Source organism: Enterobacter sp. R-1.6.2 (genome assembly GCF_035064085.1).
GTDB classification, from domain to species: domain Bacteria; phylum Pseudomonadota; class Gammaproteobacteria; order Enterobacterales; family Enterobacteriaceae; genus Enterobacter; species Enterobacter asburiae_B.
In genome coordinates this window covers 56,391-82,045 of the sequence record NZ_JASEYI010000021.1, presented here as the reverse complement: position 1 = coordinate 82,045, position 25,655 = coordinate 56,391, and the positions used below count along the sequence as shown (strand labels likewise).

At 57.2% G+C, this 25,655-nt stretch carries 19 protein-coding genes and 1 riboswitch; of the genes, 7 read left to right on the top strand and 12 right to left on the bottom strand.

Annotated features, from left to right (window positions below):
* Window positions 1–294: 294 nt before the first annotated feature.
* On the bottom strand, window positions 295–1,146 hold the full coding sequence (murI, locus tag QMN93_RS20075) for a glutamate racemase (RefSeq protein WP_023309660.1): 852 nt from the start codon (window positions 1,144–1,146) through the stop codon (window positions 295–297).
* Window positions 1,091–2,938: a TonB-dependent vitamin B12 receptor BtuB gene (btuB, locus tag QMN93_RS20070; protein ID WP_182382886.1), complete on the bottom strand. Its 1,848-nt coding sequence runs from the start codon at window positions 2,936–2,938 to the stop codon at window positions 1,091–1,093. Before btuB ends, murI begins: the two co-directional genes overlap by 56 nt.
* 65 nt (window positions 2,939–3,003) lie before the next feature.
* Window positions 3,004–3,180, bottom strand: a riboswitch (cobalamin riboswitch).
* 104 nt (window positions 3,181–3,284) lie between these two features.
* Between btuB and trmA the strand changes: the two genes are divergently transcribed.
* Window positions 3,285–4,385 (top strand): tRNA (uridine(54)-C5)-methyltransferase TrmA, encoded by a 1,101-nt coding sequence (gene trmA, locus QMN93_RS20065; RefSeq protein WP_047059188.1) that lies wholly within the window; start codon window positions 3,285–3,287, stop codon window positions 4,383–4,385.
* A gap of 79 nt (window positions 4,386–4,464) precedes the next feature.
* Here the strand turns inward: trmA and QMN93_RS20060 are convergent, their stop codons facing one another.
* Window positions 4,465–4,824 carry a YijD family membrane protein gene (locus QMN93_RS20060; RefSeq protein ID WP_008501783.1) on the bottom strand — a complete coding sequence of 120 codons (360 nt, stop codon included), beginning with the start codon at window positions 4,822–4,824 and terminating at the stop codon, window positions 4,465–4,467.
* Between the two features lie 9 nt (window positions 4,825–4,833).
* Complete coding sequence (gene fabR, locus QMN93_RS20055) at window positions 4,834–5,472, bottom strand: HTH-type transcriptional repressor FabR (RefSeq protein WP_008501784.1); 639 nt, start codon at window positions 5,470–5,472, stop codon at window positions 4,834–4,836.
* A gap of 196 nt (window positions 5,473–5,668) precedes the next feature.
* Here fabR and sthA point away from each other — a divergent pair, with 196 nt between their 5' ends.
* A complete protein-coding gene (gene sthA, locus QMN93_RS20050; protein ID WP_008501785.1) occupies window positions 5,669–7,069 on the top strand; it encodes a Si-specific NAD(P)(+) transhydrogenase in 1,401 nt (466 codons plus the stop codon).
* On the opposite strand, the gene oxyR is transcribed toward sthA, so the two are convergent.
* The 4 genes from oxyR to argC all read right to left on the bottom strand — a co-directional run bounded on the left by oxyR (window position 7,052) and on the right by argC (window position 11,512).
* On the bottom strand, window positions 7,052–7,969 hold the full coding sequence (oxyR, locus tag QMN93_RS20045; RefSeq protein WP_023309664.1) for a DNA-binding transcriptional regulator OxyR: 918 nt from the start codon (window positions 7,967–7,969) through the stop codon (window positions 7,052–7,054). The two genes, sthA and oxyR, sit on opposite strands and share 18 nt — an antisense overlap.
* 303 nt (window positions 7,970–8,272) lie before the next feature.
* On the bottom strand, window positions 8,273–9,646 hold the full coding sequence (argH, locus tag QMN93_RS20040) for an argininosuccinate lyase (protein ID WP_182382885.1): 1,374 nt from the start codon (window positions 9,644–9,646) through the stop codon (window positions 8,273–8,275).
* A 78-nt stretch (window positions 9,647–9,724) separates the two neighbouring features.
* The gene (gene argB, locus QMN93_RS20035) at window positions 9,725–10,501 is read right to left on the bottom strand and encodes an acetylglutamate kinase (RefSeq protein ID WP_182382884.1); all 777 of its coding nucleotides are present in this window, start codon (window positions 10,499–10,501) and stop codon (window positions 9,725–9,727) included.
* A gap of 6 nt (window positions 10,502–10,507) precedes the next feature.
* On the bottom strand, window positions 10,508–11,512 hold the full coding sequence (argC, locus tag QMN93_RS20030) for an N-acetyl-gamma-glutamyl-phosphate reductase (RefSeq protein WP_193140192.1): 1,005 nt from the start codon (window positions 11,510–11,512) through the stop codon (window positions 10,508–10,510).
* 88 nt (window positions 11,513–11,600) lie between these two features.
* Here argC and argE point away from each other — a divergent pair, with 88 nt between their 5' ends.
* The 5 genes from argE (at window position 11,601) to QMN93_RS20005 (ending at window position 18,441) form a co-directional block, all read left to right on the top strand.
* Window positions 11,601–12,752, top strand: coding sequence for an acetylornithine deacetylase (argE, locus tag QMN93_RS20025; protein WP_023309677.1), 1,152 nt, complete (start codon window positions 11,601–11,603; stop codon window positions 12,750–12,752).
* Window positions 12,753–13,023: 271 nt separating this feature from the next.
* The gene (ppc, locus tag QMN93_RS20020; RefSeq protein ID WP_193140194.1) at window positions 13,024–15,675 is read left to right on the top strand and encodes a phosphoenolpyruvate carboxylase; all 2,652 of its coding nucleotides are present in this window, start codon (window positions 13,024–13,026) and stop codon (window positions 15,673–15,675) included.
* Between the two features lie 94 nt (window positions 15,676–15,769).
* Window positions 15,770–16,534, top strand: a complete 765-nt coding sequence (locus tag QMN93_RS20015; protein WP_058841961.1) for an AraC family transcriptional regulator — start codon at window positions 15,770–15,772, stop codon at window positions 16,532–16,534.
* 128 nt (window positions 16,535–16,662) lie between these two features.
* Window positions 16,663–17,325, top strand: coding sequence for a fructose-6-phosphate aldolase (fsa, locus tag QMN93_RS20010; RefSeq protein WP_193140196.1), 663 nt, complete (start codon window positions 16,663–16,665; stop codon window positions 17,323–17,325).
* Window positions 17,326–17,337: 12 nt separating this feature from the next.
* A complete protein-coding gene (locus tag QMN93_RS20005) occupies window positions 17,338–18,441 on the top strand; it encodes a glycerol dehydrogenase (RefSeq protein WP_193140197.1) in 1,104 nt (367 codons plus the stop codon).
* Between the two features lie 83 nt (window positions 18,442–18,524).
* Here the strand turns inward: QMN93_RS20005 and katG are convergent, their stop codons facing one another.
* The 4 genes from katG to metB all read right to left on the bottom strand — a co-directional run bounded on the left by katG (window position 18,525) and on the right by metB (window position 25,562).
* Window positions 18,525–20,705 carry a catalase/peroxidase HPI gene (gene katG / locus QMN93_RS20000; protein ID WP_264884766.1) on the bottom strand — a complete coding sequence of 727 codons (2,181 nt, stop codon included), beginning with the start codon at window positions 20,703–20,705 and terminating at the stop codon, window positions 18,525–18,527.
* Between the two features lie 147 nt (window positions 20,706–20,852).
* A complete protein-coding gene (gene metF, locus QMN93_RS19995; protein WP_033146931.1) occupies window positions 20,853–21,740 on the bottom strand; it encodes a methylenetetrahydrofolate reductase in 888 nt (295 codons plus the stop codon).
* A 226-nt stretch (window positions 21,741–21,966) separates the two neighbouring features.
* Window positions 21,967–24,399, bottom strand: coding sequence for a bifunctional aspartate kinase/homoserine dehydrogenase II (locus QMN93_RS19990; protein ID WP_032662744.1), 2,433 nt, complete (start codon window positions 24,397–24,399; stop codon window positions 21,967–21,969).
* Window positions 24,400–24,401: 2 nt separating this feature from the next.
* Window positions 24,402–25,562, bottom strand: a complete 1,161-nt coding sequence (gene metB / locus QMN93_RS19985; RefSeq protein ID WP_193140201.1) for a cystathionine gamma-synthase — start codon at window positions 25,560–25,562, stop codon at window positions 24,402–24,404.
* Between the last annotated feature and the right edge of the window lie 93 nt (window positions 25,563–25,655).

The window sequence follows — 25,655 nt, the reverse complement described above, 5'->3', positions numbered from 1 at the left end:
AATCCATGTCACTTTGAGTGCCCACACAGATTGTCTGATAAATTGTTAAAGAGCAGTTGCAACGCGGCGTTAAGCTCACCGTTGCGAGGTCCCGTATATTACGTTTTCCTCATTCAGAGTCAAGCGATTATTTTTGCTTTTCTCTGCCGGCGTTCATCTCTGAACCCCGCTAACCCGGCGGCCTGTAAGCCGTTGTTCCGTGTCAGTGGAGGCGCATTATAGGGAGTTCTCAGACGTTGACAACCCCTCTTTTAAAAAAAACTTTCAACCGTCTCTTTTTTGCTCAAAACCGTGCTACAGCGCCAGTTTTTCGAGCGTTTCAAAGCCATAACGGCGTAAAACGGGTAAAAGTTGCTCAGTCTCTTTCGTGATGGCCATACAAAACGCGATATTCGCATCGGTAGATTTCGCATCCGGCGCTTCATGTTCCAGCAGCCAGGCCGTACGACGAGCGATAGCCGCACCGGAATCCACCAGGCGCGTCCCCTCCGGCAATACCTCTAATAGCTCTTCCTGTAATAGCGGGAAGTGGGTGCAGCCCAGCACAACGGTATCCGGGGGTTCAGGCATGCGCAGCCACGGACGGAGAATACGACGCAGCTCGTCGAGTGATACCGCCTTTCCATGCAGCTTCGCTTCAGCCATCTCCACCAGCTCAGCCGAACCCAGCATCGCAATCTGGCATTCGTTGGCAAAACGGTCGATCAGTTCGCGGGTATAAGGACGCTTTACCGTGCCTCGCGTTGCCAGCAGACCCACAATGCCGTTCGCCGTCAGGCGCGCGGCTGGCTTTATTGCAGGAACGACGCCCACAACCGGGAACTGGAATTTTTCACGCAGGGCGGGAAGAGAAACGGTGCTCGCCGTATTACAGGCGATGACGGCCAGCGCAAGGGGATAGCGCTTTTGTACCGCGGTGACGATTTCAACCACACGCTCAACAATAAAATCTTCGCTCTTTTCCCCATACGGGAAAGCGACGTTATCGAAGGCGTAGATGTAATGGAGATCCGGCAGGAGATGCCGAATCTCATCATAGACCGAAAGCCCACCGACGCCGGAATCAAACACCAGCACGGTGGGACGCGGATTAGAAGGTGTAGCTGCCAGACAAGGTGTATTCCCGTCCTGCAGTTTGGTAGCCATAAACTGTCTCGTAATCTTTATCGAACAGGTTGGCTATTTTACCACGAACTGTGAGATGTGAGGTGACAGGATACGAAACTGCGACATCCCACAGGCTAACACCGCCCATTTTTACTTTCTCAGACGGATAAGCACCAAAGTCAGTGTCGTAACGCGTACCGAGATAGTGATAAGTCAGGCTCCAGTCGAAATCATAGATCTGCGTGTCGAGCTGATATTTCACCTGCTGCTTAGCACGACGGTCCAGAAGTTCGTTGGTTGCGGCATTGCGGGCATCCACATAGTCGTAGCCTACAGTATGCGTCAACGGACCCGTATCAAACGATGCTGTCGCTTCCACACCTTTAATGCGCGCTTTACCGACGTTGTAATATTGCTGAAGGTTATTATCGAAGTCGATGAGATTATCGACGTCATTACGGTAGCCGGAGACGCGCCAGCTCACGCCGGCCGTCAGGCCTTCAAACGCACCTTCCCACTGCTTGCTCTCTTCGGGATCAAGATGGTCATTGCCATAGAAACCATAGAGTTGACCCAGATTCGGTGCTTTATAGGCCGTACCATAAGAAGCAACGAAGCGGTAACCCTCCACGAACTCCCAGGCCGCACTACTTTGCCAGGTGCCATGGCGACCGAACTGAGAGTTGTCATCGCTGCGAACCGCTCCTTCCAGAGTGAAGTCACCAAACTGCTGCAACCCGGTCAGGTAAACGCCGGTGTTACGCAGGTCGTAGCCGTTGGTCACGTAGTTTGTACCCGGCTCGGTGCTCTGCTTCTGCCAGTCAACGCCCGCGCCAATGTTTCCATGGCCAACATCAACGGAGTTCAGCCACTGGACGTTGTACTGCTTGATTTCATCCAGTGTGGCTGTCGAATCGTAGCGGCCCAAATTTGGGTCGTAGTTATAGTCCTTGCTGTGGCTATAGCTGGTGAGCAGCTGTGAATGGAAGATGTCATCGTTGAAGCGCAATCCTGCATCCCAGGTCTGACTATAGAGCTGGCGGGTATCGACCAGTACGTCAGGGGTAAATGAACTGTAGTAACCGTCGTAGGCAGTACGGTTGCTGTAGCCAAAGCCGCGAACAAATCCGCTCCACTGCTCCGAGAATGCGTGATCCAGTGCACCATAGAGCGTTTTATTCATAAAGCCGTCGCGATCGGTCTGGGCAAGGCCACCATTGTTGCCGTCCGCAACCACATCAAACCCTTTGGTATAGGTGTAATCACCCGCAAGCGTGACGCGCGTGCTGTCGCCCAATGTTTGCTGAGTACTGCCGCCATAATTCTGGTAACCATGCGACCCTACACCTGCATTCAGCGTGGTACCGTCCTTCGCGCGAGTGGTAATAATGTTTACGACTCCGCCAATCGCGTCCGAGCCGTATACCGCCGAACGCGGTCCACGAACATATTCGATACGCTGCACCAGGGAGATCGGGAACTGGCTGAGATCGGACGACCCCGTAACGCCCGCCTGGTTAAGGCGGATCCCATCAACAAGGATCAGGACATGGCTGGAGTTGGTGCCACGTATAAAGAGAGAAGAGAGTTGCCCCATCCCGCCATTTTGCGCCGTATCCACGCCGGGCAGGCGACGCATAACATCAAGGACTGAGGTTGATTGCCAACGGTCAATATCGGCACGCGTAACAACGGAGGTTGCAGCCAGAATAGCTTTTTCAGGTTGTTCAAAACGATTTGCCGTCACCACCAACGAGTCGGCGCTATCCTGCGCCCAGCCCGAAAATGCCGTGACGGACAACGCCGTCAACAGCGATACTTTTTTAATCATTGTTAAAGCATCCACAATATAAGAAGGATGCCGCAGGCCTCATCGATAGCACGCGATGATGAAACCAAATGCGACGTGATCCCGGCAGGTCTTCGGGCTAGGTGGCTATATAAGGATGAAGACTTCCCATTTTCACAGTGTCTACAACGCTCATCCCGCCAGACTTTACCGCTGCGCGTCAGCTCCAGATTTACACTGGATTCCCTTTTCACTCTCAGGAGACCGGAAACAGAATGCTACAATTAGACACGTATGGATGTCCAGACAGCTATTGCCCATTAAATCTGGACATCCCCTGAACAATGCCTACAATCCCCGCGTAATTCTTTATCACTCAGGACGCATCATGACCCCAGAACACCTCCCGACAGAACAGTACGACGCGCAGCTGGCAGAGAAAGTCGTCCGCCTGCAAAGTATGATGACGCCTTTCAACGCGCCCGTTCCCGAGGTGTTCCGCTCTCCCGTCAGCCACTACCGCATGCGCGCCGAGTTCCGCATCTGGCACGACGGCGACGACCTGTACCACATCATTTTCGATCAGCAGACGAAATCCCGTATTCGCGTGGACAGCTTTCCGGCGGCGAGCGAGCTCATTAACCAATTGATGACGCTGATAATGGACGGCGTGCGCAACAATCCGGTACTGCGTAACAAGCTGTTCCAGATTGACTACCTGACCACGCAAAGCAATCAGGCGATTGTCTCCCTGCTGTACCACAAAGCGCTCAATGACGAGTGGCGCGAGCAGGCAGAAGCGCTGCGCGATGCGCTGCGCGCGCAGAACATCAACGTTCACCTGATTGGCCGCGCGACAAAAACCAAAATCATGCTGGATCAGGACTACATCGACGAGCGCCTGCCGGTGGCAGGTAAAGAGATGGTGTATCGTCAGGTCGAGAACAGCTTTACCCAGCCAAACGCTGCGATGAACGTGCAGATGCTGGAGTGGGCGCTGAAGGCGACGGAAGGGTCAACGGGCGATCTGCTTGAGCTCTACTGCGGTAACGGCAACTTCTCGCTGGCGCTGGCGCGTAATTTCGATCGCGTTCTGGCAACGGAAATCGCCAAGCCGTCGGTGGCTGCCGCGCAGTACAACATCGCTGCTAACCATATCGATAACGTGCAGATCGTTCGTATGGCCGCGGAAGAATTCACGCAGGCCATGAACGGCGTACGCCAGTTTAACCGCCTGGAAGGGATCGATTTGAAAAGCTACCAGTGTGAGACGATTTTTGTCGACCCGCCGCGCAGTGGCCTGGACAGCGAAACCGAGAAGATGGTTCAGGCGTACCCGCGTATTTTGTACATCTCCTGTAACCCGGAGACGCTGTGCAAGAACCTCGAAACATTAGGCCAAACGCACAAGGTTGAACGTCTGGCGCTGTTCGATCAGTTCCCGTATACGCACCATATGGAGTGCGGCGTTTTACTTACCGCACGGTGATCTGTAGGCCGGATAAGCGTAGCGCCATCCGGCGTTTTTGGCAGGTGGCGCTTCGCTTACCTGCCCTACAAATAATTCATTACTCCGGTAACTGGCTCTTACGGCTACGCATGCGCGAGCCAATCCAGAACACCAGCGCCACAGACAGTACCGCAGGGAAGAAGTTAGAGCCGATATCCGGATACTCCGCGCGAACCACCGTGCTATACAGCAATACGCCCAGAATAAAGCAGGCAGCGGCCAGCCCCGGTAACCCCACCGGCATGGTGCGGTTCAGGTAACGTTGATGCAGGCAGTAAACCGTCAGCACCAGCGCTATAAGCGGGAAAATCGAAAATGGAACAATTGAGCTAAAAATAGCGGCAAACGTACCATTAATGGATAAGCCAGCGATCAATGCCAGCAACAGCGTCCCTTTATCCTGACCTGACTGTTTCATTACTCACCTTCACTCTTCGGTTTGATGTGCCAGTTTCTCTTGTTCACGGCGATACCAGTAGTACGCGCCTTTGGAGATCATCCTGAGCTGCAATACCAGTCGCTCTTCGAGCTGTTTGCGTTGTTCAATGCTGACATCCAGCGCTTCGGCACCCGCGCTGAAAACAATCGTCACCATCGCCTCGGCCTGTGCTTCAGTAAACGCACGCGGCATATGGTTTTCGAGTTCAAGATAGTCGGCAAGTTCCGCGATGAAGTGCTGAATTTCACGCGCGACGGCGGCACGAAACGCCGCCGATGTGCCCGAACGCTCGCGCAGAAGCAGACGAAACGCGTTGGGGTTATTGCCGATAAATTCCATAAAGGTCGATACGGAGGTGCGGATCACGCTGCCCCCTTTGGCGATACGCTGACGCGCCTGGCGCATCAGCTGGCGCAGCATCAGACCGCTCTCGTCGACCATAGTCAGGCCCAGTTCATCCACATCACGGAAATGACGATAGAAGGACGTTGGCGCTATCCCGGCCTCGCGTGCGACTTCGCGCAGGCTCAAACTGGCAAAACTCCGCTCAGCACTCAGTTGACTGAATGCGGCTTCCACCAGCGAACGCCGGGTTTTCTCTTTTTGTTGTGCTCTTACGCCCATCACGATAGTTGAATCCTTCCAAAGGCCTGATGGCACTATACCAGAGAATAAAATTAATCTGTTTGCCTGGCTTTGTGAATGATTGTTTACGTGCGGTTTGTGCTCCACTGCCCGAAAAAAGCACAACGATAATTGGGTTACTCTGGCAATGATGTTATGATTCTGTTGCTTTTATGTATAAGAACAGGTAAGCCTTACCATGCCACATTCCTACGATTACGACGCAATAGTTATTGGTTCCGGCCCCGGCGGCGAAGGTGCTGCTATGGGTCTGGTGAAACAGGGAGCCAGAGTAGCGGTCATCGAGCGCTACCATAATGTCGGCGGCGGTTGCACCCACTGGGGCACCATCCCTTCGAAAGCCCTCCGCCACGCCGTTAGCCGCATTATCGAATTTAACCAGAACCCTCTTTACAGCGACCACTCCCGACTTCTTCGTTCATCCTTTGCTGACATCCTGAATCACGCGGATACCGTTATTAACCAGCAGACACGCATGCGTCAGGGATTTTATGAGCGTAACCACTGTGAAATTTTGCAGGGCAACGCGCATTTTGTGGATGAACACACCCTGGCACTCGAATGCCACGACGGTTCGGTTGAAACCATCACGGCTGAAAAATTTGTGATCGCCTGCGGCTCACGCCCTTACCATCCGGCCGACGTGGACTTCTCGCATCCGCGCGTCTACGACAGCGACTCGATTCTGAGCCTGCACCATGAGCCTCGCCACGTCATTATCTATGGTGCAGGGGTCATTGGTTGCGAATATGCGTCGATCTTCCGCGGAATGGACGTCAAAGTTGACCTGATCAACACCCGTGACCGCCTGCTGGCGTTCCTGGATCAGGAGATGTCGGACTCTCTCTCCTACCACTTCTGGAACAGCGGCGTGGTGATTCGCCACAACGAAGAGTACGAGAAGATCGAAGGCTGCGACGACGGGGTGATCATGCACCTGAAGTCTGGTAAGAAGCTGAAAGCAGACTGCCTGCTGTACGCCAACGGTCGTACCGGCAACACCGATTCACTGCAGCTGGAAAATATCGGGCTTGAAACCGACAGTCGCGGTCAGCTGAAGGTCAACAGCATGTATCAGACCGCCCTGCCGCACGTTTACGCGGTCGGCGACGTGATTGGCTACCCAAGCCTGGCCTCAGCCGCTTACGACCAGGGACGCATCGCCGCACAGGCGCTGGTAAAAGGCGAAGCGACGGCGCACCTGATCGAAGATATTCCGACGGGGATCTATACCATCCCGGAAATCAGTTCAGTCGGGAAAACCGAGCAGCAGCTGACGTCAATGAAGGTGCCTTACGAGGTGGGTCGCGCGCAGTTTAAACATCTGGCGCGGGCGCAAATCGTGGGGATGAGCGTGGGAACGCTGAAGATCCTGTTCCACCGCGAGACCAAAGAGATCCTCGGCATTCACTGCTTTGGTGAACGCGCGGCGGAAATCATTCATATCGGCCAGGCGATAATGGAGCAGAAAGGCGGTGGTAACACCATTGAGTACTTCGTTAACACCACCTTTAACTACCCGACCATGGCGGAAGCCTATCGGGTAGCCGCGCTGAACGGCTTAAACCGCCTGTTTTAACGCGCTGTCAAAATGGCCATCCATCGAACCACGGATGGCCTCTGCCAGCTGCTCATAGCGGCTGCGCAGCGGTGAGCCCGGACGATACACCAGGCCGATAGTGCGACGCGGCTCCGGCTTAATGCACGGCAGATAAACCACGCCATCACGTTTACGCTCGCGCGGCACGGCCAGCGCAGGCAGCAGCGTAATACCGCTTCCCGCCGCGACCATATTACGCAGCGTTTCCAGGCTGGTTGCGCGGAAATGGGTATCCTCATCCGCACCCGCTTCGAAGCAAAAGCCCATCGCCTGATCGCGCAGGCAGTGGCCATCTTCCAGCATCAGCAGCTTTTCACCGGCCAGATCGGCCATCGGTACGCGATCGCGGTTCGCCCACGGGTGATCTTCATAGATCGCCAGCATCATCGGCTCATCGAACAGCGGCACTTCAATAAAGGCTTCACTCTCTTTCACCAGCGCCAGAATGGCGCAGTCGAGCTTGCCGCTGTCTAACTGCGCCAGCAGCTGATGGGTTTGCGCTTCATGCAGGTACATTTCGAGTTTCGGGAACGTCTGGTGCAGCATCGGAATGATGTGCGGCAACAGGTACGGGCCAACGGTTGGGATCAGGCCGATATGCAGCGGGCCGGACATCGCCTCCCCCTGCTGGCTTGCCATTTCCTTGAGCACTTTGACCTCGCGCAGCACGGTGCGCGCCTGATCCACCAGCAGCAGACCTGCCTGTGTGAACAGAACCTTACGACTGGTGCGCTCCAGCAGCATCACGCCCAGCTCGTCTTCCAGCTTGCGGATCTGACCGCTCAGCGTGGGCTGGCTGACGTGGCAGGAATCTGCCGCGCGGCGAAAGTGACGATGCTCGGCTAACGCTACCAGGTATTCAAGATCACGAATATTCATTATTCATCCTCCGTCGCCACGATAGTTCATGGCGATAGATAGCATAGCAACGAACGATTATCCCTATCAAGCATTCTGTTGAATAATACACCACATAGACGAGGCGGCACGTGTTTGACCCTTGACGTCCCCGCACCGTCAGCGAGTTTCTCTCAAAACTCGAACAACTAAAGCCAACGTGAACTTTTGCGGACCCCGTGGTCCGCTTTTTTTTGCGTAAAAAAGCCCAGCGCTAAGCCAGGCTTCGTTTTGCTCCCTCTCCCCGTGGGAGAGGGCCGGGGTGAGGGCACCAGCCCGCACGGTTTAAACCAACCGGTTTTTCGCATCCGCTATCGCCTGCGCCACCTGCTTAGGCGACACGCCGCCTTTCGCGGCACGTTTATCCAGACAGGACTGCAGCGCAAGGATCGGATACACATCATCCCCGATAATCGCGCTGAACTTCTGCAGGTCGGCCAGCGCCAGATTTTCCAGCGGTTTACCCTGACGAATGGCTTCCACCACCGCTTCACCCACAATATGGTGCGCTTCACGGAACGGTACGCCTTTCGCCACCAGATAATCCGCCAGTTCGGTAGAGTTCGCATAGCCCTGCTGCGCCGCTTCCTGGCAGCGCGGACGTTTCACCTGAATGCCGTCCAGCACCAGGGCACCCATATGCAGACAGTCCAGCCAGGTGTCGAGCGCGTCGAACAGCCCTTCTTTGTCTTCCTGCATGTCTTTGTTATACGCCAGCGGCAGCCCTTTCAGGGTCATCATCATGCCGGTCAACGCGCCCTGCACGCGGCCACATTTACCGCGGATCAGCTCCAGCGCGTCCGGGTTTTTCTTCTGCGGCATCAGGGATGAGCCTGAGGTCACGCGGTCAGACAGCTCGACGAAGCCCGCTTCGCCAGAGTTAAAGAAAATCAGGTCTTCGGCAAAGCGCGACAGATGCACCATTCCGATAGAGGCATTGGAGAGCAGCTCCAGCACGTGGTCGCGGTCGGACACGCTGTCCAGGCTGTTACGGGTGGCGGAAGCAAAGCCCAGCCAGCCTGCCAGCTGTTCACGGTCGATTTCATACGCCGTACCGGCCAGCGCGCCGCTGCCCAGCGGGCTGACGTCCAGACGCTTCAGGGTATCCTGCAGACGGCTTTCGTCACGCGCCAGCATCTCGACGTAGGCCAGACACCAGTGCGCGAAGGTCACCGGTTGGGCGCGCTGCAGGTGGGTATAACCCGGCATCACCGCGTCCTGGTTGTTCTGCGCGGTCTCCACCAGCGCGCTCTGCAGCTGACGGTTAGCCGCCAGCAGTTCGCCAACGGTATCTTTGCACCACAGCTTCAGATCGGTGGCGACCTGGTCGTTACGACTGCGGCCGGTATGCAGCTTTTTACCCAGCTGGCCGACTTTGTCGATAAGCTTGCCTTCCACCCAGCTGTGAATATCTTCAGCATCGCTTTCGAGGATCTGCTGCGGGTTAAGACGTACCTCTTCCAGCAGATTGTTCAGCGCTTCTTCCAGCCGTAATTGTTCGTCTGCGGTCAGTACGCCCACCGTCACCAGCGCTTTGGACCAGGCCACAGAGCCGACAATATCCTGTTCGGCCAGGCGGTAGTCGAAGCGCAAAGAGTCGTTGAACTGTTTGAACCGCTGATCCGCTGCCTGTGTAAAACGCCCACCCCAAAGTGCCATAACATGCTTCCTTAAATATCTTTGAATTTCATTGCCCGGTGGCGCTACGCTTACCGGGCCTACAAAACATTAAATCGATTACGCCAGAATACGCGTGCCAATCGGCGTGCCGTTAAACAGCGCCGGCAGTTGTTCCGCGTGACGCCAGGAGGCGATATCCACCGGGCGGCCCAGCGTGCGTGCGGCATCCAGCGCGGCGTTCACTTTGACGATCATGCCGTCGGTAATAATGCCCTGGGTAATCAGCTGCTCGGCTTTCTCAGCCGTCATTTCCGCAATGCGCTGGCCTTTGCCGTCCAGAATGCCGCTCACGTCGGAGAGCAGGATCAGATCCGCGCCCAGCGTTGCCGCCAGTGCCGTCGCCGCCTGGTCAGCGTTGACGTTCATCAGCTCGCCCTCTTCGGTCACGCCGATAGAGCTCACCACCGGCAGGAAACCCCCTTCCAGCAGCGTGTTAATCAGCTTAGGCGAACCCGGCTGCGCCAGTCCAACGTGGCCGAGCTCTTCGTCGAGCTGGGTCACTTTTACGCTGTCGCCATCGCCCAGACAGAGGCCGACGGACGCGATGTGGTGTTTCTTCGCCCACGCCAGCAGCGTTTTGTTCGCCGTACCCGCCAGCGCACCGGTAATGATGTCAATCTGGTCAGCAGGCGTGACGCGCAGGCCGTTCTTCTTTTTCACCGGCAGGTTGAGCCCTTTCATCAGCTCATCCACCACGCAGCCGCCGCCGTGGACAATCACCAGCGGACGCTGGTGTGATTCGCGATAGTTCACCAGCGCGGTAAACAGACGCTCCAGCGCTTCTTCGCTGTCCAGCAGTACACCACCGAGTTTGATAATTAATGGGTTCATCATCACACCTTAAATAAGAGCCTGCGTTTCCGGGAAACCGAAACGAATATTTGCACACTGCATTGCCTGTGCGGCAGCGCCTTTGAGTAAGTTATCTTCTGCGGCGGCAACGATGAGATGCTCGCCCTGCACGGCAAAGCCGATGTCGCAGAACGGCAGGCCGACCACGTTTTTCAGCGCCGGCACGCCTTTATCGTACAGGCGCACCAGCGGTTTATCCGCATACGCCTGCGTGAAGGCCTCGTTCACCTGCTCTTTGGTCACGCCCGGCTTCAGGCGGCAGGTAATGGTTTCGAGGATCCCGCGCGGGAAGCTGCCCAGATGCGGGGTGAAAATGACGTCCGCGCCCAGATGCGTCGTGATTTCAGGATGATGACGGTGGTTAAACACGCCATACGGCTGAAGGCTCACTTCGCAGAAGCTGTTGGAAATCGCCGCCTTGCGTCCTGCACCGCTCACGCCGCTGGTGGCGTTGATCACCGGCCACTGGCTCAGATCCAGCAGGCCTGCGTCGATCAGCGGCTTCAGGGAAAGCTGCGCCGCCGTCGGGTAGCAGCCCGGAACGGCAATCAGGTCCGCTTCTTTCAGTTTATCTGCGCTCCACTCCGCCAGGCCGTACACCGCTTTTTCCAGCAGATCCGGATGCTGATGGGTGAAACCGTAATATTTTTCGTAAAACGCACCGTCGTTCACGCGGAACGCGCCGGAAAGGTCGAAGACCACGCAGCCAGCCGCCAGGAACTGCGGCGCCAGGTCGTGGCTGACCTCGTGCGCGGTGGCTAAAAACACCACGTCGACGCCGTCGGTAAACTCGCTGATGTCAGACATAGGCTGCAGCGGCAGATCGACAAGACCCTTAAGCTGCGGATGCAAATCGGAAATTAACTTTCCTGCATCATTGCTTTGCGCTGACACGGTCAAAGCGGTTATGGTCATATGTGGATGGCGATTCACGTAGCTTACAAGCTCTGCGCCCGCATAACCGCTAGCGCCTACAATCAGCGTATTCAACATCGGGTTCCTTTATGCTCAACGTTAATGTATTTTTATTCACATTTATTGCATGAATATTGATACTATCACGACCTAAGGTGTGTCAACAATGAAAATGAACTTACCGCCATTTATCGAGATCTACCGCGCCCTGATTGCCACTCCGTCCATCAGCGCAACGGAAGAAGCGCTGGATCAGAGCAATGAGTCTTTAATCAATCTGCTGGCGGGTTGGTTTAGCGATCTTGGGTTTAACGTTGAGGTTCAGCCCGTTCCCGGAACACGCCACAAATTTAACCTGCTCGCCAGCACCGGAACCGGTGCGGGCGGCCTGCTGCTGGCCGGCCATACCGACACCGTGCCGTTTGACGATGGCCGCTGGACGCGCGATCCGTTCACCCTGACCGAGCACGACAACAAGCTCTATGGCCTGGGCACCGCCGACATGAAAGGCTTCTTCGCCTTTATCCTCGACGCGCTGCGTGACGTGGACGTGACGAAGCTGAAAAAACCGCTCTACATTCTGGCGACCGCCGACGAAGAAACCAGCATGGCGGGCGCGCGCTACTTCTCTGAAAACACGTCGATTCGCCCGGATTGCGCGATCATCGGCGAGCCGACGTCTCTGCAGCCGATCCGCGCGCATAAAGGCCATATCTCTACGGCCGTGCGCGTGCTGGGTCAGTCCGGCCACTCCAGCGACCCGGCGCGCGGCGTGAACGCCATCGAGCTGATGCATGACGCCATCGGCCGCATCATGACCCTGCGCGACGATCTGAAAGAGCGCTACCACTACGACGCGTTCACCGTGCCGTATCCGACGCTGAACCTCGGCAGCCTGCATGGCGGCGATGCCTCCAACCGTATCTGCGCCTGCTGCGAACTGCATATGGACATCCGCCCGCTGCCGGGCATGACGCTGAGCGATCTCGACGGCCTGCTGAATGAGGCGCTGGCTCCGGTGAGCGAGCGCTGGCCGGGCCGCCTGACGGTCTCCGAACTGCATCCGCCGATCCCGGGTTACGAATGCCCGCCGGATCATCAGCTGGTTGAGGTGGTGGAAAAGCTGCTCGGTGAGAAAACCGACGTGGTGAACTACTGCACCGAAGCGCCGTTTATTCAGACGCTTTGCCCTACGCTGGTCCTGGGCCCCGGCTCCATCAACCAGGCCCACCAGCCTGATGAATATCTGGAAACCCGCTTCATCAAGCCAACCCGCGAACTGATTACCCAGGTTGTGCATCACTTCTGCTGGCATTAAAACCGCACCGAAGAGTCCCCTCTCCCAGTGGGAGAGGGTCAGGGTGAGGCCAACAAATCGCATGATCTCCGTCACATTCCCATAAGCATCTCTTATCTGACGCAATGCGAATTAAATTTCGTAAATTGCCCGCATTTATTCGTTTGCTGAACCGTTTTCGCAGCAATTGACGACGGGGGTTTTACGTGGCTTTATAAAGGGAGATGACAAAATAATGTCCAGATGATTTTCGCCTGGGCATAAACAAAAATGATGGGGTGACTGGGTTTTTATGAACGAACAATATTCCGCGTTGCGTAGTAATGTCAGTATGCTCGGCAAAGTGCTTGGAGATACCATCAAAGACGCGTTGGGGGAGAACATCCTCGACCGCGTTGAAACCATCCGCAAGCTGTCTAAATCTTCCCGTGCCGGTAACGAGGCCAGTCGTCAGGAGCTGCTCACCACCTTGCAGAACCTCTCTAACGATGAGCTGCTGCCCGTTGCACGCGCATTCAGCCAGTTCCTGAACCTGGCTAACACCGCTGAGCAATACCACAGCATTTCGCCAAACGGCGAAGCGGCAAGCAACCCGGAAGTCATTGCTCGCACCCTTCGTAAACTGAAAGACCAGCCAGACCTCAACGAAGCCACCATCAAAAAAGCGGTGGAATCGCTTTCGCTGGAGCTGGTGCTGACCGCACACCCCACTGAAATTACCCGTCGCACCCTGATCCACAAAATGGTGGAAGTGAACAACTGTCTGAAGCAGTTGGATAACAAAGACATTGCCGACTACGAACGTAACCAGCTGATGCGCCGTCTGCGCCAGCTGATTGCCCAGTCCTGGCACACCGATGAAATTCGTAAGCATCGTCCAAGCCCGGTCGACGAAGCCAAATGGGGCTTTGCGGTGGTGGAAAACAGCCTGTGGGAAGGGGTGCCTAACTACCTGCGCGAGCTGAACGAACAGCTGGAAGAGAACCTCGGCTACCGCCTGCCGGTCGACTTCGTTCCGGTCCGCTTCACCTCCTGGATGGGCGGCGACCGCGACGGTAACCCGAACGTGACCGCGGAAATCACCCGTCACGTCCTGCTGCTGAGCCGCTGGAAAGCGACCGACCTGTTCCTGAAAGACATTCAGGTGCTGATCTCCGAGCTGTCGATGGTTGAAGCGACACCGGAACTGCGCGCGCTGGCCGGAGAAGAAGGCGCCAGCGAGCCGTACCGTTTCCTGATGAAGAAACTGCGTGGTCAGCTGATGGCCACTCAGGCCTGGCTGGAAGCGCGTCTGAAAGGTCAGCGCCTGCCAAAACCAGAGGGTCTGCTCAGCCAGAACGAACAGCTCTGGGAGCCGCTGTATGCCTGTTATAAATCACTGCAGGCCTGCGGGATGGGCATCATCGCTAACGGCGAACTGCTCGACACCCTGCGCCGCGTGAAGTGTTTCGGCGTGCCGCTGGTGCGTATCGACGTGCGTCAGGAAAGTACCCGTCATACCGAAGCGCTGGGCGAACTGACCCGCTATCTCGGCATCGGCGACTATGAAAGCTGGTCCGAAGCCGACAAACAGGCCTTCCTGATCCGCGAGCTGAACTCGAAGCGCCCTCTGCTGCCGCGCAACTGGGAGCCAAGCAACGAAACCCGCGAGGTGCTCAACACCTGTAAAGCGATCGTGGACGCACCGAAAGGATCGGTGGCCGCCTATGTGATCTCCATGGCGAAGACCCCGTCAGACGTGCTGGGCGTTCACCTTCTGCTGAAAGAAGCAGGAATCGACTACGCTCTGCCGGTCGCCCCGCTGTTTGAGACCCTCGACGACCTGAACAACGCCAACGACGTCATGACCCAGCTGCTGAATATCGACTGGTACCGCGGCTTTATTCAGGGCAAACAGATGGTGATGATTGGCTATTCTGACTCCGCGAAAGATGCGGGCGTGATGGCGGCATCCTGGGCGCAGTATCAGGCGCAGGACGCACTGATCAAAACCTGCGAGAAAGCCGGTATTGAGCTGACCCTGTTCCACGGACGCGGTGGCTCGATTGGCCGTGGCGGCGCGCCTGCACACGCAGCGCTGCTTTCACAGCCGCCGGGAAGCCTGAAAGGCGGCCTGCGCGTCACCGAGCAGGGCGAGATGATCCGCTTCAAGTACGGTCTGCCGGAAGTGACCATCAGCAGCCTGTCGCTCTACACCAGCGCTATCCTGGAAGCAAACCTGCTGCCACCGCCGGAGCCGAAAGCATCCTGGTGCCATATCATGGACGAGCTGTCTGATATCTCCTGCGATCTGTACCGCGGCTACGTGCGTGAAAACAAAGATTTCGTTCCTTACTTCCGCTCGGCAACGCCTGAGCAGGAGCTGGGTAAACTGCCGCTGGGCTCACGTCCTGCGAAGCGTCGCCCGACCGGTGGCGTAGAGTCTCTGCGCGCGATCCCGTGGATCTTCGCCTGGACGCAGAACCGTTTGATGCTGCCCGCCTGGCTGGGTGCCGGTGCCGCGCTGCAAAAAGTGGTGGAAGACGGTAAACAGAACGAACTGGAAACCATGTGCCGCGACTGGCCGTTCTTCTCTACCCGTCTGGGCATGCTGGAGATGGTCTTCTCGAAAGCTGACCTGTGGCTGGCGGAATACTACGACCAGCGTCTGGTGAAACCAGCGCTGTGGGCGCTGGGTAAAGAGCTGCGCGAACTGCTGGAAGGCGACATCAAAGTGGTACTGGACATCGCCAACGACTCACATCTGATGGCGGACCTGCCGTGGATTGCCGAGTCTATTCAGCTGCGTAACATCTACACCGACCCGCTGAACGTCCTGCAGGCAGAGCTGCTGCACCGTTCGCGTCTGGCGGAAGAAGAAGGTAAAGAGCCGGATCCGCGCGTTGAACAGGCGCTGATGGTGACGATTGCGGGCGTTGCTGCGGGAATGCGTAACACCGGCTAATACTCTATGCCCGGCGGCGCCGCGCTTGCCCGGACCTGTGACTGGTAGGCCGGGTAAGCGTTAGCGCCACCCGGCACATTTCGGTAGTCTTCTCATGCATTCCGATATCACCCGAATTTTGGCAGACCTGGTAAACCGCACGCTACCGCTGGGCCAGATTCATTTCTCAGCGCTGTCTGAACAGCATTCCCGAACATCTCCCTGCCTCGTCATTACCCTTGATGCCCCCTGTGAGGCGATATTTTCATCCTTTGGACACTTAACGCATCCATCGTCTAATGCCCTGAGCATACATTTCGGTAAGCAGCTGCTGACTATCGAGTTACAGCATGACAATACGCTTGTGCAGCAGCTCCAGGTTGCCCGCCGCGGTCCGCGAACGGGTGCTTTTCTTCTGCAGACGCTAACCGAATTACAGATGCAGCCGGATGAGCAAGAGACCGCGATACTGGTGGTATTAAGCTTGCTCAGCCACTGCCGGGATCTGCTTGGCAGCGATATCCACACCGCCAGCCGCAGCCGCGCCCTGTTTGAGGCCATTCGCCGCTTCATCGAAGAACATCACGCTTCGGCGTTAACCCGTGAATCCGTCGCGCAGGCGTTCTACGTCTCGCCGAACTACCTTTCCCACCTCTTTCAGAAGATTGGCAACGTGGGGTTCAACGAATACCTGACGCAAACGCGGCTCGAACACGCGCGCCAGCTGCTCAAAGGCTACGATCTTAAAATCAAAGATATCGCCGCACGCTGTGGGTTTACAGACAGCAATTACTTCTGCCGTCTCTTTCGTAAGCACACCGAACGCTCTCCTTCCGAATATCGTCGCCAGTATCACAGCGAGCTGACCGCCAAAAAATAGCATTGTGATCGCTCTCGCACTTCGCTAAGGACATTACATTTGTCCAGTATTTGGCAAAATTGGCCTGTATCCGCCCTGCCTGCCCGCGCCTTATCCTTTGTTCAACCTTTCTGACTTAAGGAAAAATAATGGAACTGTACCTGGATACCGCCAACGTGGCGGAAGTTGAACGCCTGGCGCGGATCTTCCCCATTGCGGGCGTCACTACCAATCCGAGCATCGTTGCCGCCAGCCGTGAATCCATCTGGGACGTGCTGCCGCGTCTGCAAAAAGCCATCGGGCCGGAAGGCACGCTGTTTGCTCAAACCATGAGCCGCGATGCCGAAGGGATGGTGGCGGAGGCCAAACGCCTGAGTAACGCCGTCCCGGGCATCGTGGTGAAAATCCCGGTGACGGCTCAGGGGCTCATCGCGATTAAGGCATTGAAAAAAGAGGGGGTTACCACGCTGGGGACCGCCGTTTACAGCGCGGCACAGGGCCTGCTCGCCGCGCTGGCAGGCGCGAAATATGTCGCGCCGTATGTAAACCGCATTGACGCGCAGGGCGGTGACGGCATTCGCATGGTCCAGGAGCTGCAATCCCTGCTGGAACTGCACGCGCCGGACAGCAAAGTGCTGGCCGCCAGCTTCAAAACGCCGCGGCAGGCGCTGGACTGCCTGCTGGCGGGATGCGAGGCAATCACGCTTCCCTTAGACGTAGCGCAACAAATGCTCGGCACGCCAGCGGTAGAGTCAGCCATAGAGAAGTTCGAGCAGGACTGGAAAAACGCGTTTGGTAACCTCAACCTCTAAGGGAGAACTGTTATGGACCGTATCATTCAATCGCCGGGAAAATATATCCAGGGCGCTGATGTGCTTACCCGTCTCGGCGACTATCTGAAACCCCTGGCCAATCGCTGGCTGGTCGTCGGCGATAAATTTGTGCTGGGTTTTGCCGAAGAGACCCTGCGCCAGAGTTTTAAAAAAGCCGAACTGCACGCCGAAATAGCGCCGTTTGGCGGCGAATGTTCACAAAATGAAATCGACCGGCTGAAAAAGCTGGCAGACAGCGCCGACTGCCTGGCGGTGCTGGGTATCGGCGGTGGTAAAACGCTGGATACCGCTAAAGCGCTGGCCCATTTTATGGACGTGCCGGTCGCCATTGCGCCAACAATCGCCTCCACCGATGCGCCGTGCAGCGCCCTTTCGGTCATTTACACTGACAGCGGTGAGTTCGATCGCTACCTGATGCTGCCGCACAACCCAAACATGGTTATCGTCGATACCAAAGTAGTCGTGGGCGCGCCGGCACGCCTGCTGGCCGCCGGGATTGGCGATGCGCTGGCGACGTGGTTTGAAGCACGCGCCTGCTCGCGCAGCGGCGCAACCACCATGGCGGGAGGCAAATGTACGCAGGCTGCACTCGCGCTGGCCGAGCTGTGCTACAACACGCTGGTTGAAGAGGGTGAAAAAGCCATGCTGGCCGCGGAACAGCATGTGGTTACACCGGCGCTGGAACGCATTATCGAAGCCAACACCTATCTCAGCGGCGTAGGCTTTGAAAGCGGCGGGCTGGCGGCAGCACACGCTATTCATAACGGAATGACGGCGGTACCGGACGCGCACCACTTCTATCACGGTGAAAAAGTGGCGTTTGGTACGCTCACGCAGCTGGTGCTGGAAAACGCGCCGGTAGAAGAAATAGAGACCGTCGCCGCGCTTTGTCACAGCGTTGGGCTGCCGATCACGCTGGCACAGCTAAATATCAAAGAGGATATTCCGGCCAAAATGCGTTTGATCGCAGAAGCCTCCTGTGCCGAAGGGGAAACTATCCACAACATGCCCGGCGGCGTAACGCCGGATCAGGTATATGCGGCGCTGCTGGTGGCCGACCAGTATGGGCAGCGGTTCCTGCAGGAGTGGGAGTAAATAGCGTGAATAAAAATCCCCGCATCAGCGGGGATTTTTTTGCCCGTAGGCCGGGTAAGCGTTAGCGCCACCCGGCACAAGGGTTACTGCAGGTCGAACCGATCCAGATCCATTACCTTCGCCCATGCGGCAACGAAGTCGCGGACGAACTTCTCGCTGGCATCGCTGCTGGCATAAACCTCTGCCAGCGCGCGCAGGACGGCGTTAGAACCGAAGACCAGATCGGCGCGGGTGGCGGTGTATTTCACTTCACCGCTGGCGCGATCGCTTCCGGCAAACAGTTCATTAGATTCGTCGGTTGCCTTCCACTGGGTGTTCATGTCCAGCAGATTCACGAAGAAATCGTTGCTCAGCACGCCCTCGCGGTCGGTAAACACGCCATTCTTGCTGCCATCAAAGTTTGCACCCAGCACGCGCAGGCCACCGATCAGCACCGTCAGCTCAGGCGCGGTCAGCGTCAGCTGCTGGGATTTGTCGATCAGCAGTGACTCAGTGGTGGACACATCCACCTGCGCACGGTAGTTGCGGAAGCCGTCGGCAATGGGTTCGAGCAGGTTAAACATCTCGATATCCGTCTGATCCTGACGCGCATCCACGCGCCCTGGCGTAAACGGAACGTTGACGTAAACGCCTGCCGCTTTCGCCGCCTGCTCAACGCCCACGACGCCCGCCAGCACGATGATATCGGCCAGAGAGGCTTTGTTGGTGGTGCGCTGGATAGCTTCCAGAGCCGGCAACGCGCGAACCGCTGCGGCGTTCACATCCCAGTCGCGCTGAGGAGCCAGCGCCAGACGCGCGCCGTTGGCGCCGCCGCGCTTGTCGCCACCGCGGAAGGTCGACGCTGACGCCCACGCAACGGAAACCAGTTCGCTCACCGAGAGGCCAGAGGCAGCGATTTCCGCCTTCAGGCTTTCAATGTCTTCTTTCGACGGATTGAACACCGCCTGCGGCAGCGGGTCCTGCCAGATCAGATCTTCTTTCGGCACTTCCGGGCCAAGGTAACGCGATTTTGGCCCCATATCGCGGTGGGTCAGCTTGTACCACGCGCGCGCGAAGGCTTCGTTGAAGGCCTGCGGATCGTTCAGGAAGCGGCGGGAAATTTTCTCGAATTCCGGGTCAAAACGCAGCGTCAGGTCGGTGACCAGCATGGTAGGTTTGCGTTTTTTCGACGGGTCGAACGGATCGGGCATGATTTCCGGCGCATCCACGGCTTCAAACTGAATCGCCCCCGCCGGGCTGCGGGTCTGCACCCATTCGTATTTGAACAGGTTTTCGAAGAAGTAGTTGCTCCACTGGGTCGGGGTTTGCGACCAGATGACTTCCAGACCGGAGGTAATGGCATCTGCGCCAATTCCCGTGCCGTGCGTGCTGGCCCAGCCCAGGCCCTGCGCTTCAATCGGCGAGGCTTCCGGGTCGGTGCCGACGTGCGTGGCTTCACCCGCGCCGTGGGTTTTGCCGAGGGTGTGGCCGCCCGCGATCAGCGCAACGGTCTCTTCGTCGTTCATCCCCATGTTGCCGAAGGTGGCACGAATGGCCGCCGCAGCAGACAGAGGTTCACCGCTGGCGTTTGGCCCTTCCGGGTTCACATAAATCAGGCCCATTTCGGTGGCGGCCAGCGGTCGCTTCGCCAGCGCCTCCGGGTCACGGTGGGTTAGCCAGGCTTTTTCATCGCCCCAGTTCACGTCCAGGTCTGGTTCCCAGACGTCTTCACGCCCGGCACCGAAACCAAACGTACGGAAGCCGGAGTTCTCCAGCGCCACGTTACCCGCGAGGATAAACAGGTCGGCCCAGGAAATTTTTTGGCCGTATTTTTGCTTGATTGGCCACAGCAGACGGCGCGCCTTATCCAGGCTCACGTTATCCGGCCAGGAGTTCAGCGGCGCAAAGCGCTGTTGACCGCGGCCTGCGCCACCGCGCCCGTCAACGGAGCGATAGGTCCCCGCGCCGTGCCAGGCCATACGGATAAACAGGCCCGCATAGCTGCCCCAGTCGGCAGGCCACCACGGTTGAGAGTCGGTTAAAAGGGCTTTGAGGTCGCCTTTAAGGGCGGAGTAATCAAGTTTGCTGAATTCTTTGCGGTAGTCGAAGTCTTCACCCAGCGGGTTCGAACGATTGGAATGTTGGTTAAGAAGATCGATGCGGAGTTGTTTTGGCCACCAGTCGCGGCTGCCTGTACCTGCTCCCGCGCTGTGATCGACTCCGCCCTGGTGGAACGGGCATTTGCCGACCGATGCCGCTTTATTGGTCTCGTCTGACGTGCTCATCGCTATGCTCCCTTTTACAGTGTTACCGTTACGATATACACCACTAGCAATAAGTTATAGTTGAATTAATCCACAGATTCGATAGCTAATACCTTTTAACTATTCGCGTAACTAAAAAGCCCTCATAATACGAGGGCTTTGTGCTTATTACGCCGGACGAACGCCCAGCGTATGGCAAATGGCGTAGCTCATCTCCGCGCGGTTCAGCGTATAGAAGTGGAAATCTTTCACCCCTTCACGGCTTAAAATTTTCACCATGTCCATCGCGATATTCGCCCCCACCAGCTTGCGGGTTTCCGGGTCATCGTCCAGCCCTTCGTACATTTTGGACATCCACAGCGGAATGCGGACATTGGTCATATCGGCGAACTTCTTCGCCTGTTTGAAGTTAGAGACCGGCAGAATACCCGGGATAATTTCAACGTCGATGCCCGCGGAGACGCAGCGGTCACGGAAACGCAGGTAGCTTTCCACATCGAAGAAGAACTGGGTAATGGCGCGGTTCGCGCCGGCGTCCACTTTACGCCTGAGGTTCAGCAGATCGGCCTGGGCGCTTTTCGCTTCCGGATGCACCTCAGGATAAGCGGCAACGGAGATATCAAAATCAGCCACCTCTTTCAGCAGCGCGACCAGATCGGCGGCATACATGTCCGGCTTACCGCTGCCCGGCGGCAGGTCACCGCGCAGAGCGACGATATGACGAATGCCGTTATTCCAGTAATCCTGAGCGATGGCCCGCAGCTCGTCGCGGGTGGCGTCGATACAGGTGAGATGCGGCGCCGCTTCCAGACCGGTACGATCTTTGATGCCTTTAATGATGCTGTGCGTACGGTCACGCTCGCCGGAGTTAGCACCGTAAGTCACGGAGACGAACTTCGGCTTCAGGCTGCTGAGACGATCGATAGAGCTCCACAGGGTTTGCTCCATTTCACTGGTGCGCGGCGGGAAAAATTCAAAAGAGACGTTAATCTGGCCGTTTACTTCGGCCAGGCTCTGATTCAGTGCTTCCCGCTGGTTGGCGTGAAAAAAGCTCATACCTTACCTCTATCAATCGCATGTCGTTATTTGTTGTGTTGTGAACTTCTATACGTTTAGACGTCCAGATGTAAAAATGACGGAAAAGCGGAGGGACGTCAACATAAATAATCAACAATAACGGTGAGGTTTGCTCAGGGAATATGAGGGAAATTCAGGATGAGGGTGAGTGCGGTCTGATGCCCTCACCCTAACCCTCTCCCACAGGGAGAGGGAAATTCAGGCTTTACAGCAGCTTAGCCAGACGGTTGATGTCGGACTGAATGGCTCCAGCGGTGACATCACGACCCGCGCCAGGGCCGCGGATCACCAGCGGGTTATCGCGGTACCAGCGGCTTTCGATGGCGAAGACGTTATCGCACGGCAGCAGCGCCGCCAGCGGATGTTCAGGACGCACCGCCTCGACGCCGACTCGCGCTTTTCCGTTGGCCTCGAAACGCGCCACGTAGCGCAGTACCAGCCCCATCTCGTTCGCCGCTTCCAGACGCTGTACCATCTGCTCGTTAAGCTCTTCACCATTTTCAAAGAAATGATCCACAGAACCTTCTTCACAGCCGGCAGGCACCAGCGATTCGACGCGTACGGCGTCCGGTTCGATGTCATAACCGGCTTCACGCGCCAGGATCACCAGCTTACGCATCACGTCTTTGCCGGAAAGGTCAACGCGCGGATCGGGCTCGGTTAAGCCCTGCTGCCACGCCTGATCCACCAGGTCAGTGAACGGTACGGTGCCGTCAAACTGCAGGAACAGCCAGGAGAGCGTGCCGGAGAAGATACCGCTCAGCGCCAGAATGCTGTCGCCGCTTTCAATCAGGTCACGCACGGTGTGGTTAACCGGCAGGCCAGCCCCAACGGTGGCGTTATAGAGCCAGTGGCGCCCTGTTTTTTCAAACGCATCGTGGATCTGGCGGTATTTATCGGTGCTGCTTGCCCCCGCCAGCTTGTTCGCACTGATGACGTGGAAACCGTGGCTGGCGAAATCCAGATACTGATCCGCAAGCTGTTCGCTGGCGGTAACGTCCAGCACCACCAGATCGTCATACGGGTGTGCGCGCATCCAGAGGAACAGCGACTCTTCATCCTGCTCTACCGCTTCATCATTAAAGAACGCAAGCGCGCGGCTGGCGTCCAGCCCTTCGTAGTTCAGGAGGCTGCGGCGGCTGTCCACAACGCCCGCGAGAATGAATTCGAATCCGGTACGCGCCGAGAGCGTCACCTGTTCGCGGGCAAACAGTTCCAGCCAGCGGGAACCGATGTTGCCTTTCCCGAACAGCACCAGGCCGATGCGCTTTTCCGCGCGGAACAGGGAGGTGTGCAGACCCTGAATCAGGCTCTCGGTTGGGCCTTTACGCAGGACGGCGACCAGGCTGATGCCCTCTTCCGACTGCCAGGTGAATTCCACCGGCTGGCCTTTCAGCTGCTGCCAGAAGCGGTGGCAGTGCAGCGGGTTACGGGTGACGCCCGCGCCCACCATCGCCACCAGCGCCAGCCCCTGACGCAGGCGAAGCTCGCCCGGCAGGCCCGCTTCATCCAGAATTTTCAGCGCGCTGTCCGCCACTTCCGCGGTATAGCAGAACTGCAGCAGCTGGCGATCGTTATGCACGCCAACGGCCAGCGGACGCACCTGGGCGCGTTTGAGGATCGTGTCGATATCTTTATGCGCCAGCTTGAAGTCCTGGCCCGCAGGCACCTGGAACTCAATCAGGCAGATGTCGTCGTGGCTGGTGACAATACGCGCCCCGGTACCGGACGCCAGTACGCGCTCAATGCGCGTGGAACCTTGATCCGGGGTGTAACTGCAGCGCAGCTGGAGGTCGATATCGCTGCCGGAAACCGGCTGCAGCGTGCGCGCGTGCAGTACCGGCGCGGCCAGACGCGCCAGCTCGCTGGCTTCGTCGAGACGCAGCAGCGGCAGCAGGCAGGCATCTTTTACTTTACGCGGGTCCGCGCTGTACACACCGGCCACGTCGCTCCAGATGGTGACGCGGGACACGCCCGCCAGGGCACCAATCTGCGTTGCCGAGTAGTCCGAACCGTTACGGCCCAGCAGCACGGTTTCGCCCGCGTTGCTGCGGCTGATAAAGCCGGTGACAACAATACGTTTGCCCGGGTGCTGTACCAGCAGCTGTTGCAGCAGCGGGTAGGACAACCCTTCATCCACCTGCGGCTGCGCGGCGCGTTCGGCGCGCAGGAAATCACGCGCGTCGAGCCAGGCCGCTTCCACGCCCAGGTGTTGCAGCACGGCGGCCATCAGGCGCGCGGACCACACTTCACCGTGGCCCACCACTTCGGCATACACCGCGTCGGTAATTCCGCTGTCCAGCAGGGCAGCCAGACGCTCAAGGTCATGCGTAAAGGCGCTGATCAGCCCGTCCGCCACGTCCGCAGGCAGCAGGCCGGCAATCAGCTCGCTCTGGTAACGGCGTAAGGACTGTTGCACCTGATGCGCAGAAAGGCGATCGGTCTGGCTCAGTTTCAGCCAGCTAATCAACTGGTTGGTGGTGCTGCCCGCCGCCGAGACAACCATCATGTCACCCGGCTGTGAATATTCCGTCATGATCCCTGCAACGCGCAGGTAACATTTCACATCAGCAAGACTACTACCACCAAACTTGTGCAGTTGACGACCCTTCGCCCCTGCCTGCGCTATCACACTCATGATTACCCCTTGGCTGCGATCCGGAAGGCATTTTCCAGATCGGCAATTAAATCTTCAGAATCTTCAATGCCGGTTGAGATACGCAGCAGCGTCTCAGAAATTCCGGCGGCGGCACGAGCTTCCGGTGCCATACCTGCGTGCGTCATGGTTGCGGCGTGGGAGATCAAGCTTTCAACCCCACCTAAGGATTCCGCCAGCGTAAACAATGACAGCCCGCCCAGGAAGCGACGCAGCGTTTGCTCGTCACCGTCCAGTTCAAAACTTAACATCGCGCCAAACCCTTTCTGCTGACGCGCGGCAATCTCATGCCCCTGATTTTCCGGCAGCGACGGGTGATAAAGCTTTTTCACCAGCGCCTGGGTTTTCAGGAAATCGACAATCGCCTGGGCATTGCGCTGCGCCACGTCCATGCGCGGCGACAGCGTGCGGATGCCGCGCAACAGCAGATAGCTGTCGAAGGCCCCCGCGGTGACGCCAATATTATTGGCCCACCATGCCAGTTCGGTGACAACGTCGGGATCTTTGGCAATCACCACGCCCGCCACCACATCAGAATGGCCGTTCAGATATTTAGTGCATGAATGCAATACCAGATCGGCACCCAGTGCGAGTGGGTTCTGAAGGGCCGGACTGAGGAACGTATTATCCACTACACTTATCGCTCCCGCATCCCTTGCGAGCTGACAAATTTTCGCAATATCGACAACGCGCAACAATGGATTGCTTGGACTTTCCACCAGAACCAGCTTCGGCTTCTCTGCCAGGGCCTGTTTCAGCGCCTGTTCATCGTTTTGATCGACAAACAGGACGCGATAGCAGCCGCGTTTCGCCAGGCTGTCAAACAGGCGATAGCTGCCGCCGTAGCAGTCGTGCGGCGCAACCAGCAGATCGCCCGGTTTCAGGAACACCGTGGTCACCAGGTGAATGGCAGACATCCCCGTATTGGTTAATACTGCACCTGCGCCACCTTCCAGCTCGGCCAGCGCGCGCTGGGTCACGTCACGCGTAGGGTTGCCACGACGCGAATAATCATGCGCGCGGGGTTCATTAAATCCGGTGAAATTATAGGTACTGGAAAGATGAATCGGCGGGACAACGCAGCCGTACTGCTCGTCATCATTTAATCCGCTACGCACTGCAATAGTGGCCTGTTTACGCGTCATGGTGAGGGCTTCCTGGCGAATGAGGTGAAAAGTCAGGCACCAGAGTAAACATTGAAAGTATGGACGTCAATACATCTGGACATCTAAACTTCT

What these genes read in the sequence shown, in the direction of transcription:
- murI (WP_023309660.1), bottom strand. Translation starts at nt 1,146, where the DNA reads ATGGCTACCAAACTGCAGGACGGGAATACACCTTGTCTGGCAGCTACA.
- btuB (WP_182382886.1), bottom strand. Translation starts at nt 2,938, where the DNA reads ATGATTAAAAAAGTATCGCTGTTGACGGCGTTGTCCGTCACGGCATTT.
- trmA (WP_047059188.1), top strand. Translation starts at nt 3,285, where the DNA reads ATGACCCCAGAACACCTCCCGACAGAACAGTACGACGCGCAGCTGGCA.
- QMN93_RS20060 (WP_008501783.1), bottom strand. Translation starts at nt 4,824, where the DNA reads ATGAAACAGTCAGGTCAGGATAAAGGGACGCTGTTGCTGGCATTGATC.
- sthA (WP_008501785.1), top strand. Translation starts at nt 5,669, where the DNA reads ATGCCACATTCCTACGATTACGACGCAATAGTTATTGGTTCCGGCCCC.
- oxyR (WP_023309664.1), bottom strand. Translation starts at nt 7,969, where the DNA reads ATGAATATTCGTGATCTTGAATACCTGGTAGCGTTAGCCGAGCATCGT.
- argH (WP_182382885.1), bottom strand. Translation starts at nt 9,646, where the DNA reads ATGGCACTTTGGGGTGGGCGTTTTACACAGGCAGCGGATCAGCGGTTC.
- argB (WP_182382884.1), bottom strand. Translation starts at nt 10,501, where the DNA reads ATGATGAACCCATTAATTATCAAACTCGGTGGTGTACTGCTGGACAGC.
- argC (WP_193140192.1), bottom strand. Translation starts at nt 11,512, where the DNA reads ATGTTGAATACGCTGATTGTAGGCGCTAGCGGTTATGCGGGCGCAGAG.
- argE (WP_023309677.1), top strand. Translation starts at nt 11,601, where the DNA reads ATGAAAATGAACTTACCGCCATTTATCGAGATCTACCGCGCCCTGATT.
- ppc (WP_193140194.1), top strand. Translation starts at nt 13,024, where the DNA reads ATGAACGAACAATATTCCGCGTTGCGTAGTAATGTCAGTATGCTCGGC.
- QMN93_RS20015 (WP_058841961.1), top strand. Translation starts at nt 15,770, where the DNA reads ATGCATTCCGATATCACCCGAATTTTGGCAGACCTGGTAAACCGCACG.
- fsa (WP_193140196.1), top strand. Translation starts at nt 16,663, where the DNA reads ATGGAACTGTACCTGGATACCGCCAACGTGGCGGAAGTTGAACGCCTG.
- QMN93_RS20005 (WP_193140197.1), top strand. Translation starts at nt 17,338, where the DNA reads ATGGACCGTATCATTCAATCGCCGGGAAAATATATCCAGGGCGCTGAT.
- katG (WP_264884766.1), bottom strand. Translation starts at nt 20,705, where the DNA reads ATGAGCACGTCAGACGAGACCAATAAAGCGGCATCGGTCGGCAAATGC.
- metF (WP_033146931.1), bottom strand. Translation starts at nt 21,740, where the DNA reads ATGAGCTTTTTTCACGCCAACCAGCGGGAAGCACTGAATCAGAGCCTG.
- QMN93_RS19990 (WP_032662744.1), bottom strand. Translation starts at nt 24,399, where the DNA reads ATGAGTGTGATAGCGCAGGCAGGGGCGAAGGGTCGTCAACTGCACAAG.
- metB (WP_193140201.1), bottom strand. Translation starts at nt 25,562, where the DNA reads ATGACGCGTAAACAGGCCACTATTGCAGTGCGTAGCGGATTAAATGAT.